This window comes from Sphingobium sp. FW306-1B-F04DB, assembly GCF_058781925.1.
Window position 1 is genome coordinate 112,615 of record NZ_JBYSXE010000005.1, and the last position, 14,064, is coordinate 126,678.

Annotated in this window: 16 protein-coding genes and 1 tRNA gene; 10 read left to right on the top strand and 7 right to left on the bottom strand. The window is 67.3% G+C overall.

Annotated features, from left to right (window positions below):
* Positions 1-18: 18 nt before the first annotated feature.
* Genes AC3WJD_RS04905 through ribH form a run of 5 tightly spaced genes read left to right on the top strand, consistent with a single transcriptional unit; the run spans position 19 to position 3,757 of the window.
* Positions 19-396 (top strand): hypothetical protein, encoded by a 378-nt coding sequence (locus AC3WJD_RS04905; protein ID WP_492745055.1) that lies wholly within the window; start codon positions 19-21, stop codon positions 394-396.
* On the top strand, positions 393-1,364 hold the full coding sequence (gene ribD / locus AC3WJD_RS04910) for a bifunctional diaminohydroxyphosphoribosylaminopyrimidine deaminase/5-amino-6-(5-phosphoribosylamino)uracil reductase RibD (protein ID WP_492745056.1): 972 nt from the start codon (positions 393-395) through the stop codon (positions 1,362-1,364). Before AC3WJD_RS04905 ends, ribD begins: the two co-directional genes overlap by 4 nt.
* A gap of 11 nt (positions 1,365-1,375) precedes the next feature.
* Positions 1,376-1,990: a riboflavin synthase gene (locus AC3WJD_RS04915; protein WP_492745058.1), complete on the top strand. Its 615-nt coding sequence runs from the start codon at positions 1,376-1,378 to the stop codon at positions 1,988-1,990.
* 49 nt (positions 1,991-2,039) lie between these two features.
* On the top strand, positions 2,040-3,329 hold the full coding sequence (gene ribB, locus AC3WJD_RS04920; RefSeq protein WP_492745059.1) for a 3,4-dihydroxy-2-butanone-4-phosphate synthase: 1,290 nt from the start codon (positions 2,040-2,042) through the stop codon (positions 3,327-3,329).
* 5 nt (positions 3,330-3,334) lie between these two features.
* Positions 3,335-3,757 (top strand): 6,7-dimethyl-8-ribityllumazine synthase, encoded by a 423-nt coding sequence (ribH, locus tag AC3WJD_RS04925; protein WP_492745061.1) that lies wholly within the window; start codon positions 3,335-3,337, stop codon positions 3,755-3,757.
* Between the two features lie 2 nt (positions 3,758-3,759).
* On the opposite strand, the gene AC3WJD_RS04930 is transcribed toward ribH, so the two are convergent.
* The gene (locus tag AC3WJD_RS04930) at positions 3,760-4,152 is read right to left on the bottom strand and encodes a VOC family protein (protein WP_492745062.1); all 393 of its coding nucleotides are present in this window, start codon (positions 4,150-4,152) and stop codon (positions 3,760-3,762) included.
* Between the two features lie 125 nt (positions 4,153-4,277).
* Here AC3WJD_RS04930 and AC3WJD_RS04935 point away from each other — a divergent pair, with 125 nt between their 5' ends.
* On the top strand, positions 4,278-4,826 hold the full coding sequence (locus tag AC3WJD_RS04935; RefSeq protein WP_492745064.1) for a GNAT family N-acetyltransferase: 549 nt from the start codon (positions 4,278-4,280) through the stop codon (positions 4,824-4,826).
* A gap of 666 nt (positions 4,827-5,492) precedes the next feature.
* On the opposite strand, the gene AC3WJD_RS04940 is transcribed toward AC3WJD_RS04935, so the two are convergent.
* Both AC3WJD_RS04940 and AC3WJD_RS04945 read right to left on the bottom strand, forming a co-directional pair.
* Positions 5,493-5,930 carry an ExbD/TolR family protein gene (locus AC3WJD_RS04940; protein ID WP_492745066.1) on the bottom strand — a complete coding sequence of 146 codons (438 nt, stop codon included), beginning with the start codon at positions 5,928-5,930 and terminating at the stop codon, positions 5,493-5,495.
* 128 nt (positions 5,931-6,058) lie between these two features.
* Positions 6,059-6,133: transfer RNA gene (locus AC3WJD_RS04945), tRNA-Thr, on the bottom strand.
* 102 nt (positions 6,134-6,235) lie between these two features.
* Here AC3WJD_RS04945 and AC3WJD_RS04950 point away from each other — a divergent pair.
* Positions 6,236-6,376, top strand: coding sequence for a hypothetical protein (locus tag AC3WJD_RS04950; RefSeq protein ID WP_492745068.1), 141 nt, complete (start codon positions 6,236-6,238; stop codon positions 6,374-6,376).
* A gap of 79 nt (positions 6,377-6,455) precedes the next feature.
* Positions 6,456-7,982, top strand: a complete 1,527-nt coding sequence (amaB, locus tag AC3WJD_RS04955) for an L-piperidine-6-carboxylate dehydrogenase (protein WP_492745070.1) — start codon at positions 6,456-6,458, stop codon at positions 7,980-7,982.
* Positions 7,983-7,989: 7 nt separating this feature from the next.
* On the opposite strand, the gene AC3WJD_RS04960 is transcribed toward amaB, so the two are convergent.
* Positions 7,990-9,036, bottom strand: a complete 1,047-nt coding sequence (locus AC3WJD_RS04960) for a CaiB/BaiF CoA transferase family protein (protein ID WP_492745072.1) — start codon at positions 9,034-9,036, stop codon at positions 7,990-7,992.
* Positions 9,037-9,124: 88 nt separating this feature from the next.
* Here AC3WJD_RS04960 and AC3WJD_RS04965 point away from each other — a divergent pair, with 88 nt between their 5' ends.
* A complete protein-coding gene (locus AC3WJD_RS04965; RefSeq protein WP_492745074.1) occupies positions 9,125-10,408 on the top strand; it encodes a Xaa-Pro dipeptidase in 1,284 nt (427 codons plus the stop codon).
* Here the strand turns inward: AC3WJD_RS04965 and AC3WJD_RS04970 are convergent.
* Genes AC3WJD_RS04970 through hemC form a run of 3 tightly spaced genes read right to left on the bottom strand, consistent with a single transcriptional unit; the run spans position 10,405 to position 12,967 of the window.
* Positions 10,405-11,346 (bottom strand): hypothetical protein, encoded by a 942-nt coding sequence (locus AC3WJD_RS04970; RefSeq protein WP_492745076.1) that lies wholly within the window; start codon positions 11,344-11,346, stop codon positions 10,405-10,407. The two genes, AC3WJD_RS04965 and AC3WJD_RS04970, sit on opposite strands and share 4 nt — an antisense overlap.
* Positions 11,343-12,044, bottom strand: coding sequence for a uroporphyrinogen-III synthase (locus AC3WJD_RS04975; RefSeq protein ID WP_492745078.1), 702 nt, complete (start codon positions 12,042-12,044; stop codon positions 11,343-11,345). The genes AC3WJD_RS04970 and AC3WJD_RS04975 overlap by 4 nt, the downstream gene beginning before the upstream one ends.
* Positions 12,041-12,967, bottom strand: coding sequence for a hydroxymethylbilane synthase (gene hemC, locus AC3WJD_RS04980; RefSeq protein ID WP_492745080.1), 927 nt, complete (start codon positions 12,965-12,967; stop codon positions 12,041-12,043). The genes AC3WJD_RS04975 and hemC overlap by 4 nt, the downstream gene beginning before the upstream one ends.
* Positions 12,968-13,010: 43 nt before the next feature.
* On the opposite strand from hemC, the gene tsaD reads away from it, so the two are divergent.
* A complete protein-coding gene (gene tsaD / locus AC3WJD_RS04985) occupies positions 13,011-14,045 on the top strand; it encodes a tRNA (adenosine(37)-N6)-threonylcarbamoyltransferase complex transferase subunit TsaD (protein WP_492745082.1) in 1,035 nt (344 codons plus the stop codon).
* Positions 14,046-14,064: the final 19 nt, after the last annotated feature.

The window sequence follows — 14,064 nt, forward strand, 5'->3', positions numbered from 1 at the left end:
GGCCGGGGGTGGCATCGCATGGCCCGAACGACTATCTTCGCCGCCATGGCAATCTTCCCCCGGCCCGTCTCGCCCCTGCGCGCGCTCCGCGATCTGCGCGGATTCCTTGCGATGCGCCAGAAGCATGAGCTGATCTTCGGTTTTCTGTCGATCATGATAACGACGTTGCTGATCGCGGGCTTCTACGTCGATTCGCGATTCGAAAAGCCGTGGAAGCGCGATATCCAATATGTCGAAAGCTGGCCGCTCGATCGCAGCCTCGAGCAGATCCGCGCGCAGCAGAAGATCGACATGGAGAAGAAGAAGATCCTCCAGGCCGAGCTTGAGAAGAGGCGGCAGGAGCGGATGAAGAGCTTCCAGAAGGTCGACAAGCAGCTGGACGCGCTCGGGCTTTGAACCGCGATTCGCGCTTCATGGCCGCAGCACTCGCGTTGTCCGAGCGCACGCGCGGGGCTACCGCGCCCAATCCCAATGTCGGCTGCGTGATCGTGAAGGACGGCATCGTCGTCGGCCGCGGCTGGACGCAACGCGGTGGCCGCCCGCATGCCGAGGCGATGGCGCTCGAACAGGCCGGCGATGCCGCCCGCGGCGCAACCGCCTATGTCACGCTCGAGCCCTGTGCGCACAAGAGCCCGCGCGGGCCGGCCTGTTCGCAATCGCTGATTGCGGCGCGGGTCGCGCGGGTTGTCGCTGCGATTGGTGATCCCGATCCGCGTACCGACGGCACGGGTTTCGCGGCATTGCGCGCGGCGGGCATCGCGGTTGATGCCGGAATTGGCGCGAATGCCGCACGTCGGGCGATGGCGGGGTTTCTCACGCGTCGCGCGCGCGGACGGCCGCATGTCACGCTGAAGCTCGCGACCTCGGTCGACGGCTGCATCGCGCTGGTCAGCGGCGCGAGCCGCTGGATCACGGGCGATGCCGCACGCGCGCATACGCATCTGGAGCGGTCGCGCCACGAGATGATCCTGGTCGGGCGGGGCACCTTCGAGACCGATGCGCCGCGGCTCGATGTGCGGCTGTCGGGGCTCGAGGGCCGCAGTCCGCGCCGCGCGCTGCTGACGCGCCGCGATCCGCCGCCGGGCTGGGAAGGCGTGCCCGATCCCCACGCCATTGGCGCGCTCGATGATGTCGACCATCTGTTCGTCGAGGGTGGTGCCGCCACCGCGTCGGCTTTCCTTGCCGCCGATCTGGTCGACCGGCTGCTGCTTTACCGCGCGCCGATCCTGATCGGGCACGGCAAGGCCGCGCTCGGCGACATCGGACTCGAGCGGCTCGACGATGCGCATGGCCGCTGGCGCCTCGCCGACACGCGCATGCTTGGCAGCGACCGGCTCGAAGTCTACGAGCGCGTACGAGACTGAAAGGGCGCGGCATGTTCACGGGAATCATCACCGATATCGGCACGATCACGGGCATCGAGCAGCGCGGCGACCTGCGCGCGGTGATCGCGACGGGCTATAATACGACCACCGTCGATCTCGGTGCCTCGATCGCCTGTTCGGGCGTCTGCCTCACCGTTGTCGACAAGGGGCCGGGCTGGTTCGCGGTCGACATATCGGGCGAAACCGCCGCGCGCACGGCCGATGGGCAGTGGATCGAGGGCAAGCGCCTCAATCTCGAACGCGCACTCAAGATCGGCGACGAGCTCGGCGGCCATATCGTAACGGGGCATGTCGATGGCGTCGGCACGATCGTCGGTCTGGTCGACGAAGGCGATTCGCACCGCGTCACGATAGCCGCGCCGCGCGCGCTCGCGCCCTATCTCGCGCCCAAGGGCTCGATCACGCTCGACGGCATCTCGCTCACTGTTAACAGCGTCGCCGACACCCCTGACAGCGTCGAGTTCGGCGTCAACATCATCCCCCATACCGCCGCTGTTACCACCTTCGACGCGCTTGCGGTGGGCCGCGCGCTCAACATCGAGATCGACGTGCTTGCGCGCTATCTCGGCCGCATGCGGCAGGTGCTCGAAAACTATACAGGGTGATGTGATTTCTTTTCTGGTCGATCACATTGTAATGTGATACCGCTGGCGCATGAGCACGCAACTGATCGAGCGCCTCCGCGACCTCGTCGCCGATGGCGCCATTTCCCGCTCCGGCCTCGCCCGCGCGGCCGGGCTCCATGCCAACTCGCTGCGCAGCCTCGATGATTCGGACTGGAACCCCACTGCCGAGACGTTGAAGAAGCTGGAAAAATACCTGATCCAGCGCGAAGCGACTCCGGCGCTCGTGCCGATCGAGGAGATCATCGACGAGGCGCGCAACGGCCGCATGTTCATCCTTGTCGATGACGAGGATCGCGAGAATGAGGGCGATCTCGTCATCCCCGCGCAGATGGCGACGCCCGACGCGATCAATTTCATGGCCAAACATGGCCGCGGGCTGATCTGCCTGTCGCTCTCCAAGGATCGCGTGGACCAACTCGGGCTCGACCTGATGAGTCGCAACAACGGCACACGACACGAAACCGCCTTTACCGTCTCGATCGAGGCGCGCGACGGCGTCACCACGGGCATTTCGGCGGCGGACCGCGCGCGCACCGTGGCGGTGGCAATCGATTCCTCCAAGGGAGCCGAGCATATCGTGACCCCTGGCCATGTCTTCCCGCTCGTTGCACGCGAGGGTGGTGTGCTCGTGCGTGCGGGCCATACCGAGGCCGCCGTCGACGTTTCCCGGCTCGCGGGACTCAATCCTTCGGGTGTGATCTGCGAGATCATGAAGGACGACGGCACGATGGCGCGGATGGACGATCTCGTCGAGTTCGCGCAGGAACATGGACTCAAGATCGGCACGATCCGCGACCTCATCGCCTATCGCCGCCAGCATGATCATCTCGTCGAGAAAAAGGCCGAGGCGAAGTTCACCAGCCGCTGGGGAGGCGAATGGACCGCAATGACCTTTCACAACAAGGCGACGGGCACCGAACAGGTCGCGCTGCTCAAGGGGCGCGTCGATCCCGACAAGCCAACGCTCGTCCGCATGCACGTGCTGTCGACCTTTGCCGACGTCTTCGGCGAGGAAGGCGATCGCGGCGTGATGCTGCGCCGGTCTATGGAGATGATCGGTGAAGAGGGCGCGGGCGTCGTCGTCGTCATCAACAAGCAGACCGATGCGCCTTTCACCTACGCGGTCCAGCGCAAGGCCGGCCTGCCCGCGCCCGATATCGAGGAATTGCGCGATTACGGTGTTGGCGCGCAGATCCTGAACGAGCTCGGCGTGCAGGACATGATCATCCTCACAAACACGCACCACACGCTGGTGGGGCTTGACGGCTATGGCCTTTCCATCGTTGGAGAGCGCCCGATCGATTGCGGAAGGGCCTGAACGACATGGCGAAGTTCCTGATCGTGGAAGCGCGCTTCTACGACCATCTCAACGACATGCTGCTCGACGGGGCGCGCACCGCGCTCGAGGCGGCGGGGCATCACCACGAGACTGTGACGGTTCCGGGCGCGCTCGAAATCCCCGCTGCGATTGCGCTCGCCGCGGAGAGCGGGCGCTATGACGGCTATGTCGCGATCGGCGTGGTCATCCGCGGCGAGACCTATCATTTCGAGGTCGTCTCCAACGAAAGCGCGCGCGGTATCATGGCGCTGACGCTCGACGGCATCGCGATCGGCAACGGCATCCTGACCGTCGAGAACGAGGCGCAGGCGCTGACGCGCGCCAAACGTGAGGAAAAGGACAAGGGCGGGGAGGCAGCGAAGGCGGCGATAGCGATGCTCGAACTTCAGGGGCGTTTCGCCGCCTGATATTATTTCCGGATCGGCGCGCCGATCGACCAGAGCTGGCCGAACGGGTCGCGGATATGGCCGTAGCGATCGCCCCAGAACTGGTCGGCGAGCGGCATCGTCACCTCGGCGCCCGCCGCCACCGCGCGGTCCCACACCTGGTCGGCATCGTCGACCGCAAGGTGCAGCCGCGCGCCGCCCGGCCCGGCGCTGCTCTGTCCGCCGTGAAACTCCGGAAAATCGTCGGACAGCATCAGCTCGCCGCCGTTGAGCCGCAGATGCGCGTGCATCAGCCTTTTGCCGTCATCGGCGTCGTGCGTCTCGACGAGTTCGGCACCGAACGCCTGCTGATAGAAGCCGACCGCCTCCCTCGCGCGCCCGTCGGCGATGGTCAGATAGGGAATGATTCCGCTCATGCGCCGCCTCCAATGGTCAGGGGCAAAGGCTAGGCCGGGCGTGGGCGGAGGTAAAGCCGCCCGGCTTGCCGCCGCTCGGCGTCCGGTGCTAAGACGCTGTTTCCACGCATTTCAGGGGATTGGTCATGACATTGGGCGGTCCCATGCTGGTCACCGAGCATCTCGTGATGCGCCCTCCCGCGCGCGAGGATTTCGAGGGCTGGGCAGCGTTCCACGCCGATCCCGAGACGATGCGCTTCCTCGGCGGTGCCGTGCCGCGCGCCGCCGCCTGGCGCGGGCTGTGCGCGATGGCGGGTGCCTGGCATATCCGCGGCTTCGCGATGTTTTCGCTGGTCGAGCGCGAAAGCGGCCGCTGGGTCGGCCGCGTCGGCCCGTGGCAGCCCGAAGACTGGCCGGGCACCGAAGTCGGTTGGGGCATCGCACGCGAATTCTGTGGTAAGGGCTATGCGCGCGAGGCAGCGATCGCCAGCATCGATTTTGCCTTCGACCAGCTCGGCTGGGACGAGGTGATCCACTGCATCAACCCCGACAACACCGCCTCGATCCGCCTCGCCGAGCGGTTGGGCGCGACTAACAGGGGGCCGACCGCGCTCCCCGCACCCTTCGAGGCCGAACGCGTCGATTGCTGGGCGCAGAGTGCGGCCGAATGGAGGGCGCGTCGCGCAAGCCTCTAGCGTGCTTGCGCCTTCGCGGGTGCTTGCGAGGGGCTGCTGTGAAGTGGAAATCTGTCTTTGGAGACGGCGGCCTTAACTAGTTGACCACACACCTGTCGCTATTGTTTTCATATGAAGAAATGGCCGCAAGCATCCACCGATGATGCCCTGAGGGAGGCGAAAGGAAGTCGGGCAAAGGCAATCCTCCAGATAGGCATTTGCGCAGGGGGAGCGATCTATTATCTTTGGCGTACGCTCGTAGCACTCGGCCGAGGCATAATAGAGCCCATAGGTCGAGGGCACCATCCAGATGTCACCTTCGCCGGCGAGCCGGCATCCTTCATTTTCTGGGTCGCGGCGCATGGTCTTGGTGCGATGCTGCTTGCTGTCGCCAGTTATGTCCTACTCCGCGCCCACCTGATACACCGGTACAATTAGGGCTATCAGGGTATGATGGACGTCGCTGTAACGCGATTTGGGGCGCGCGGACCGCTTATGGGCTGGTTAGCTGCCGTCCGGATCCTCCCCGGTACGGGGAGGGGGGCCACGCGAAGCGTGGTGGAGGGGCTGGCGTAAAACCCGCCAATTCCGCGCAGCCCCTCCGTCAGCCCTCCGGGCTGCCACCTCCCCGTAACGGGGAGGATCGTGCGACCGCGATCGCGTCAAAAAGCTGATACCCGCTTACGTCTACCGTGCCTCCAGACTCTCTAGATAGCGCCCGTTGCCGACCATCCCCAATCGCGTGATGCCCGCCTGTTTCACCGTCGCGAGCGTGCGATCGAAGACCTCGTAGCGTGCCGCGCCATCGGCGGCGACGTGGAGGACGGGCTGGGCGGGATCGCGCGTAATGGCGGAAAGGCGTGCGGGCAGCGCCGCCTCGCTTAGCGGTTGGCCGTCCCACAGCAGCGCGTTGCCCGCGGTAATGTCGAGCCGATGTACGGGGCGCGCCACGTCGGGCTTGCCCTCGCCCGGCAGGTCGACGGGCACTTTGTGGAGCTGGATCGGGATCACCATGATGAACATGACCAGCAGCACCAGCATCACGTCGATCAGCGGCGTGGTGTTGAGATCCTTGAGCAACGGCGGCTGGGCGGGCGCGGCAACGGCGGTGTGGCGACGGCGCATGGCATCCTCCTCCGGTTATGTTACATGATCACATAACATTAAACCGTTGCGCAGCCAATATGATTCTTGTGCACCGGCCATGCCCAAGCGCCCGGGGCGGGCGGGCCTTCATCGCTATGTCAGAAAAATGGTGCTGCCGGTGAGGATTGAACTCACGACCTCAGCCTTACCAAGGATGCGCTCTACCACTGAGCTACGGCAGCACGTCTCGCGGAACCGCGGACAGGTGGCGGCCTATGGCGAATGCGTGGGCGTTCGTCAAGGCGTGCTTGCGGCCCGCTGCGCGATCTGCTTGGAAACGGGGCATGGGCAAGGCGGATGACGAACGCGCACGGCGGCTGGCCGAGGCGCTGCGGCAGAATCTGAGGCGTCGCAAGGCGCAGGCGCGCGATGCGGCCGAGGCGACGCGCGTAACGGCGCCCGACGAGGACAAACGCGACGCGTAAACGCCGCGCGTGTCGCCAAGCGCGCCCCGCTGCACTATATGCGCGGGCAACGCTTCCCTGTTTCGAAAGAGCCCGTCCCTTGGCCCTCACCCACGACTCCGAAACCCCTGCGGGCGTCGCTGCGCTCTTCGCTCAAATGGGCATCGCCCTCCCCGCCGCCGCGGGCGAGGCGCTTGTCAGCTATTCCCCCGTCGACGGCAGCGCGCTTGCGCGGCTTACGCAGCACAGCCTCGCCGATGGGCATGCAGCGATCGCGCGCGCCGAGACCGCCTTTGGCGCCTGGCGCGACGTCCCCGCGCCCCAGCGCGGCCAGCTCGTGCGAATCTATGGAGACCTGTTGCGCGCGCACAAGGAACCGCTGGCGCGGATCATCAGCCTGGAGTGCGGCAAGATCCTGACCGAAGCGCGCGGCGAGGTGCAGGAAGTCATCGATATCTGCGAGTTCGCCACCGGGCTTTCGCGCCAGCTCCACGGGCTTGTCATTGCCACCGAGCGCCCCGGCCACAAGCTGCTCGAAAGCTGGCACCCGATGGGCGTGTTCGGCCAGATCACCGCGTTCAATTTCCCCGCCGCCGTCTGGGCCTGGGGAACGATGGTCGCGCTGGTCTGCGGCAATTCGGCGATCTGGAAGCCGTCCGAAAAGACGCCGCTCACCGCGATCGCGTGCACCTTGCTGTTTGAAAGGGCGGTGGCTGAATTCGGCGGGGCGCCCGCGCATCTCGTCCAGACGTTGATCGGCGGCGCCGAACTTGGCGTGCTGCTTGCCGAGGATGCGCGCGTCCCCGTGCTGAGCGCGACGGGCAGCACACGCATGGGGCGCGACGTCGCGGTTCGTGTCGCCGGCCGGTTCGGGCGCGCGATCCTCGAGCTCGGCGGCAACAACGCCGCGATCGTCGCACCCTCGGCCGATCTCGACCTCGCGCTGCGCGGCATCGCCTTCGCCGCCGCAGGCACCGCGGGGCAGCGCTGCACTTCGCTCAGGCGCCTGATCGTGCACGAATCGCTCAAGGACACGCTGGTTGCACGGCTCAAGGCGGCGTTCGGCTCGCTTGCCATCGGTAGCCCGCTCGACGAGGCGAATCACGTCGGCCCGCTGATCGATCAGGGCGCCTTCGACGCGATGCAGGCGGCCCTCGACGTCGCGCGCGATCAGGGTGGCACGGTCTGGGGCGGTGCGCGCGTCGAATTGCCGGGTGAGGGCTATTATGTCCGCCCTGCGCTGGTCGAGATGCCCGCGCAGACCGAGATCGTGCGCGAGGAGACCTTCGCGCCGATCCTCTATGTACTCGCCTATTCGGATTTCGAGGAGGCGATCGCGCTCCAGAACGGCGTGCCGCAAGGGCTGTCCTCGGCGATCTTCACGCGCGACGTCCGCGAGGCCGAGCGCTTCCAGTCCTCGGCGGGCAGCGATTGCGGCATCGCCAACGTCAATATCGGCACGAGCGGCGCCGAGATCGGCGGCGCCTTTGGCGGCGAGAAGGCAACGGGCGGTGGCCGCGCCGCGGGTTCGGACACGTGGAAAAACTATATGCGCCGCGCGACCAACACGATCAACTACAGCGATAGCCTTCCGCTCGCGCAGGGCGTGAAGTTCGACATCGGTTGAGTGCCGTTCACTCCGCCATGCGCGGCGGGGTGAGTGCGAGCCCCGAATAGCGCGGCGCGGGGGCGGGCTGAACCACCCCGCCCGCCTCGACAAAGGTGCCGCGCGCCGCATTGTGTGGGTGCGCCACCGCCTCGTCGAAATCGAGCACGGGCGCGAAGCAGATATCGGTGCCCTCCATCAGCGCGCGCCACTCATCGCGCGTGCGAGTGAGGAACAACGCCGTCAGTTTCGCCTTGAGCGCGGGCCAGTGGCGCGAATCCATCTGCACGTCGAAATCGGGATCCCCGGTCAGCCCCGCCTTTTCGCGCAGCAGCGCATAGAATCGCGGTTCGATCGACCCGATCGAGACCCATTTGCCGTCGGCGGTGGCGTAGGTGTCGTAGAAATGCGCGCCGGTATCGAGCAGGTTTCCGCCGCGCCCGCCGCCCCACATGCCCTGCGCGCGGAAGCCCCAGATCATCGCCATCAGCAGCGCCGAACCGTCGGTCATCGCGCAGTCGACCACCTGCCCCTTGCCGCCGCGCTGGACGTGGAGCAGCGCCGCGAGCATGCCGAAGACGAGCATCATCGCGCCGCCGCCGAAATCGCCGACCATGTTGATCGGGGGTGTCGGCTTTTCGCCGCTGCGGCCAAAGGCGTTAAGCGCGCCCGACAGCGCGATATAGTTGATGTCGTGCCCCGCGACGTGCGCCAAGGGTCCGGTCTGTCCCCACCCCGTCATGCGGCCATAGACGAGCCCGGGATTGTCCTCCATCAGCACCTCGGGGCCCAATCCCAGCCTTTCCATCACGCCGGGCCGGAAACCTTCGATCAGCCCGTGGGCGGAACGCACCAGATCGCGCACCTCGGCGATCCCCGCGGGCGATTTGAGGTCGAGCGCGATCACGCGACGCGAGCGCAGCAGCGGATCGCGTGCGGCGCGCGGATCCTTCGCACCCGCACGCTCGATGCGGATCACCTCTGCGCCGTGATCGGCCAACATCATCGCCGCAAAGGGCCCCGGCCCGATCCCCGCCATCTCGACGATGCGAATTCCCTCCAGCGGTCCCGGCACGCGTCTCTCCCTTGCACATTGGCCTGGCTTGGTTTCAGTTGGACCAGACTAGACATGCTTACGCTAACGTCAACGGAAAGAGGGGCGGATGAGGAGCTTTTTCAGGGCGGGGTTCGGGGTGGCACTGTTCCTTGTGGCGACCGGGCCGGCGTTTGCGGGGACCGTCTATGTCCATGCGGGACGGCTGGTCGACGTCGAGCGCGGGCGCGTGCTCAATGATCAGCGCATCCGCATCGAGGACGATCGCATCGTCGCGGTCGAGCCATGGTCGGCTCCTCCTGCTGGCGCGGAGGTGATCGACTGGTCGGGCAAGACCGTGCTGCCGGGCCTGATCGACATGCACACGCATCTGGCCGACTGGGGCCAGACCAGCAATGTCGCCGAACCGCTGCTCCATTCGCCGCAGGAGATCGCGCTGGTCGGTGCCGAGAATGCGCGCAAGACGCTGCTCGCTGGTTTCACCACGGTCCACGATGTCGGCTGTTTCCGCGCCTTCACCGATGTCGCGTTGCGCGATGCGATCAATGCGGGGCGCGTGCCGGGACCGCGGATGAATGTCGTCGGCGCCTATATCACCGTCCCCGGCGGCGGCGGCGAGGTGACGGGCTTCGCGCCCGATGTGGCGGTGCCCGCGGACATGCGCGTCGGCGTCTATGCCGACGCCCATGATGCGAAGCTCAAGACGCGCTATCTGTTCCAGCACGGCGTCGACAGCATCAAGATGATCGCGACGGGCGCGGTGCTCGCCGAGGGCACCGAGCCCGGCCAGATGGAGATGACCGAGGACGAGATCCGCGCGGTCACGGAGCAGGCCGCGACCCACAAGAGCTACGCTACGGCGCATGCGCACGGCGCCGAGGGGGTCAAGGCCGCGATCCGCGCGGGGGTGCGCTCGATCGAGCATGCCTCGCTGATCGACGATGAGGGGATCGTGCTCGCCAGGCGCCAGGGGACCTGGCTCGTCATGGACATCTACAATGGCGATTACATCGACGCGATCGGCCGCAAGGAGGGCTGGCCCGAGGGGCACCTGCGCAAGAATCTCGAGACAACCGAAGCGCAGCGCGAGGGCTTCCGCAAGGCGGTCAAGGCAGGCGTGAAAATCGCCTATGGCACCGATGCTGGAGTCTATCCGCACGGGCTCAATGCGCGCCAGTTCCCCTATATGGTCCGCTTCGGCATGACGCCGATGCAGGCGATCCAGTCGGCGACCACGGTCGCCGCCGACCTGCTCGGCTGGCAGAAGGATGTCGGCGCGATCGCACCCGGGCGCTATGCCGACATGATCGCGGTCGACGGCGACCCAACCGCCGATATCGCGCTGCTCGAAAAGTCGCCCGTGGTAATGAAGGGCGGCGCGCTGATCCGTTAGGTGGTCGGCGTGGCTGGTTCGGACTCCGGAGCCGCCTGCGGTTCAGCGGGAGGCGCTGCGGGCACGGGAGCGGGCGTCGGCTCGGGCAGGCGCGCGGTGCGCGGGGAGAGGATCGCGGCGGTCTCGATCGCGTCGAGCGCGCGGCGCGCCTCGATATAGCGCCTGGCCGCGGCCATCCAGTTCTCGGCCCTGGCGCGGCCGGGCATGCGCGCGACCTCGGCGAGCGCGGCGTCGACCTGCCCGCCCGAAAGGCGTCGCTTGGCGCGGGTCAGTCTTTCGCTCGGGGCGGGCGACGGAGTGCCGGCCTTGCGGATCACGAACAACTCGCCCATTTCGCGGCGGAAGCCGTCCCACCAGCTGGCATTGCTGCCGCCACCCGCGAGTTCGGGGCCGAGTTCGTTGAGGCTGATCTGAAGCTCTTCGAGCGTGATCGGCTGGCGCGCCGCGGCGATCACCGTCGCCACCTCGCGGGGCTGGCTGTCGCCGAAGCGCTCGCGCAGCTGTCCCTCGATATAGCCGAGCGCCACACCGCGATCGAGCGCGCGGCGCGCGGCAAAGGCGACGAGCAGCCCTTCCGCGCGCGCGGCATTGCCCGAGGCGGCCTCGGCGCTGACGCTGATCTGCGCCATGCGCTGCTCGAGGTCGCGCACACGCGCGGTGATCTCGTCGGCGGCGCGCGGGTCGATCACCGCGCGTTCACCCGGGCGCGCTGCAACCGCGCCCTGCGGATCGATCCTGCCATCGAGCGCCGCCACTGCCTCGTTCTTCGGCGCGGGAGCCTGGCGCCCGAAAAGATCGGTGCCACCGTTCCAGCTCTTGAGGAACCAGCCCATCGCGACCAGCCCGGCGAGAAAAGCGATGACGACGGCGATGATGACGTTTCTGAAGGCGCGCGTGGGCTTTGCGTCACCCTCGATCGGTACATAATCCCTGCTCATTGCGGCCCGTCCCTCGAATTGTCCTGCTCTTGTTTGCACATGCGCGCGGCAATCGCCAGCAAAGCCTGATCGGTGGGCGCCTCGGCGATGGCGACCGCACCCCACCCGGCGCCCGCGGCCTCGGCGGCGTTGGTGCTGATCGCGGCGATCGCGACTGCGCCCCGATCCGTCGCCAATTGCGCCAGTCTTGCGGCTGCGCGCGGCGAATGCGCCATCGCCACGGGTTTCCTTGCCAGCGCCTCCGTCAGCCCCGGCGGGTCGGCTATCGTACGCGCGGCATAGACCCCGATCCGATCGATCGCGATGCCGCCAGGATCGGGCTCGCGCCGGTCCTCGCCGCACAGATGCAGCACGCGCATCACACCTTCGCGCGCCATCAGCTGGATCAGCCCGATCGCATCGCCCGGTCCCACGCGGATATCGCCGAAACCCGCCGCCTTGAGCGCGGCGGCGGTCGCCTCGCCCACGGCATAGACGGGCAGGCCCGCATAGAGTGCCAGCTGGGGGCCGCCGTGGCGCACCGCATTGGCGCTCGTCACCATCAGCGAGTCATAGCCGGCGGGATCGGGCGCGCTCCAAGCGAGCGGCACGATCTCGAACAGCGGCACCGCGATCGCATCGAGCCCCAGCACGGCGGCGCGCGCCAGCGTCACCGCATCGCCGGGCGCGGGGCGCAGCACGAGCAGCGGCCTGCTCATCCTGTGAACAACGAGCGCAACGCCGGCTGCGCACGGTCCAGCAGCGATGTCGCGAGTGCAGCGACCGCATCGTCATCGCCGATCCGGAAACGTGCCTCGCCCGTCACATGCTCGCGCCCGTGGCTGTCGAGGATTTCAGCGCGCAGCCAGATCTCCTCGCCTTCACGCAGCGCCAACGCCGCCACGGGCGCACGGCAATCGGCGCCAAGATGCGCAAGCAGCAGCCGCTCGGTCGCGACGCACAGATGCGTGTCGCGGTGATCGATCGTGCCCAGAAAGGCACGCAACTCGCTACGATCGGCAAGGCATTCGATCCCCACCGCGCCCTGCGACGGCGCGGGCAGCATTTCCTCGACTTCGATCGCATGGCCGATCTGCGGCTGGCCGAGCCGGTCCAATCCGGCGGCGGCGAGCAGGGTCGCGTCCGCCTCGCCGCGCGCGAGCTTTTCGAGCCGTGTCGCGACATTACCGCGGAACAGCACGATCTCCAGATCGGGCCGCGCGCGCAGCATCTGCGCCGCACGCCGCGGCGAACTTGTGCCGACACGCCCATCGGCGCGAATCGCCGCGATGCTTTCGGCGCCGATCAGCCGGTCGCGCACATCAGCGCGCTCGAGCATCGCCGCGATGACGATACCGGACGGGCGGATCGTCTCGACATCCTTCATCGAATGCACCGCGAAATCGATTCGCGCGTCCTCAAGCGCGCGGTCGAGTTCCTTGGTCCACAAGGCCTTGCCACCCACTTCGGAGAGCGCGCGGTCCTGGATCTTGTCGCCGCTGGTCTTGATCGGGACGATCTCGATCGCGCGCGGCGCCAGGCTATGGGCTGCAATCAGCGCATCGCGCACCATATTGGCCTGCGTCATCGCCAGCGGCGATCCGCGCGTGCCGAGCTTCATCGTATCGGGGAGCGAGGTCATGGCGGGTTGTGCTAGCGACGAACCGCACTAGAGAAAAGGCACAATGGCACTCATCCTCGGCATCGAATCGAGTTGTGACGAGACCGCGGCGGCGGTGATCGACACCGATCGGCGAATCCTGTCGCACAAGCTTGCGGGGCAGGAAGCGGCGCATCGTCCTTATGGTGGTGTCGTTCCCGAGATCGCGGCGCGCGCGCATGTCGAGGCGCTCGAACCGCTGGTCGCTGCCGCGCTCGAGGAAGCGGGTGTCGGGCTCGAGGATATCGACGCGATCGCCGCGACCGCGGGGCCGGGCCTGATCGGCGGGGTCATGGTTGGACTGGTCACCGCCAAGGCGCTCGCGCTCGCCGCCGACAAGCCGCTGATCGCGATCAACCACTTGGAAGGCCATGCGCTCTCGCCCCGGCTCGCCGACGCCGAGCTGCAATTCCCCTATCTGCTGCTGCTCGTCTCGGGCGGGCATTGCCAGTTGCTCTTCGTCGAGGGCGTCGGCGCCTATCGCCGCCTTGCCACGACGATCGACGATGCCGCGGGTGAGGCCTATGACAAGACCGCCAAGCTGCTCGGCCTCGGCTTTCCCGGCGGCCCCGCGGTCGAAAAGGCCGCGCTCGACGGCGATCCGCGCGCGGTGCCGCTGCCGCGCCCGCTGGTCGGCACCGCCGAGCCGCATTTCTCGTTCGCGGGCCTCAAGAGCGCGGTTCTGCGCGCGCGCGACGCGGGCGTGCATCGCACCGAGGACATCGCGGCCTCATTCCAGCAGGCGGTGGTCGATTGCCTGATCGACCGCACGCGCCGTGCGATCGGTCATGCCGCGGGCGCGACCGCGCTCGTCGTCGCGGGCGGCGTTGCCGCCAACAGGACGATCCGCACCGCGCTCGAGGCGCTGGCCACCGAGCACGACCTGCCGTTTTTCGCACCGCCGCTCTGGCTGTGCACCGACAATGCCGCAATGATTGGCTGGGCGGGCGCCGAGCGTTTTCTGGAGGGGCATAGCGATCCGCTCGATTTCGCGGCGCGGCCGCGCTGGCCGCTCGATCCGAATGCGGAAAAGGCGCGGGGAGCTGGGGTTAAGGCATGAAGATCGGGGTCATCGGGGG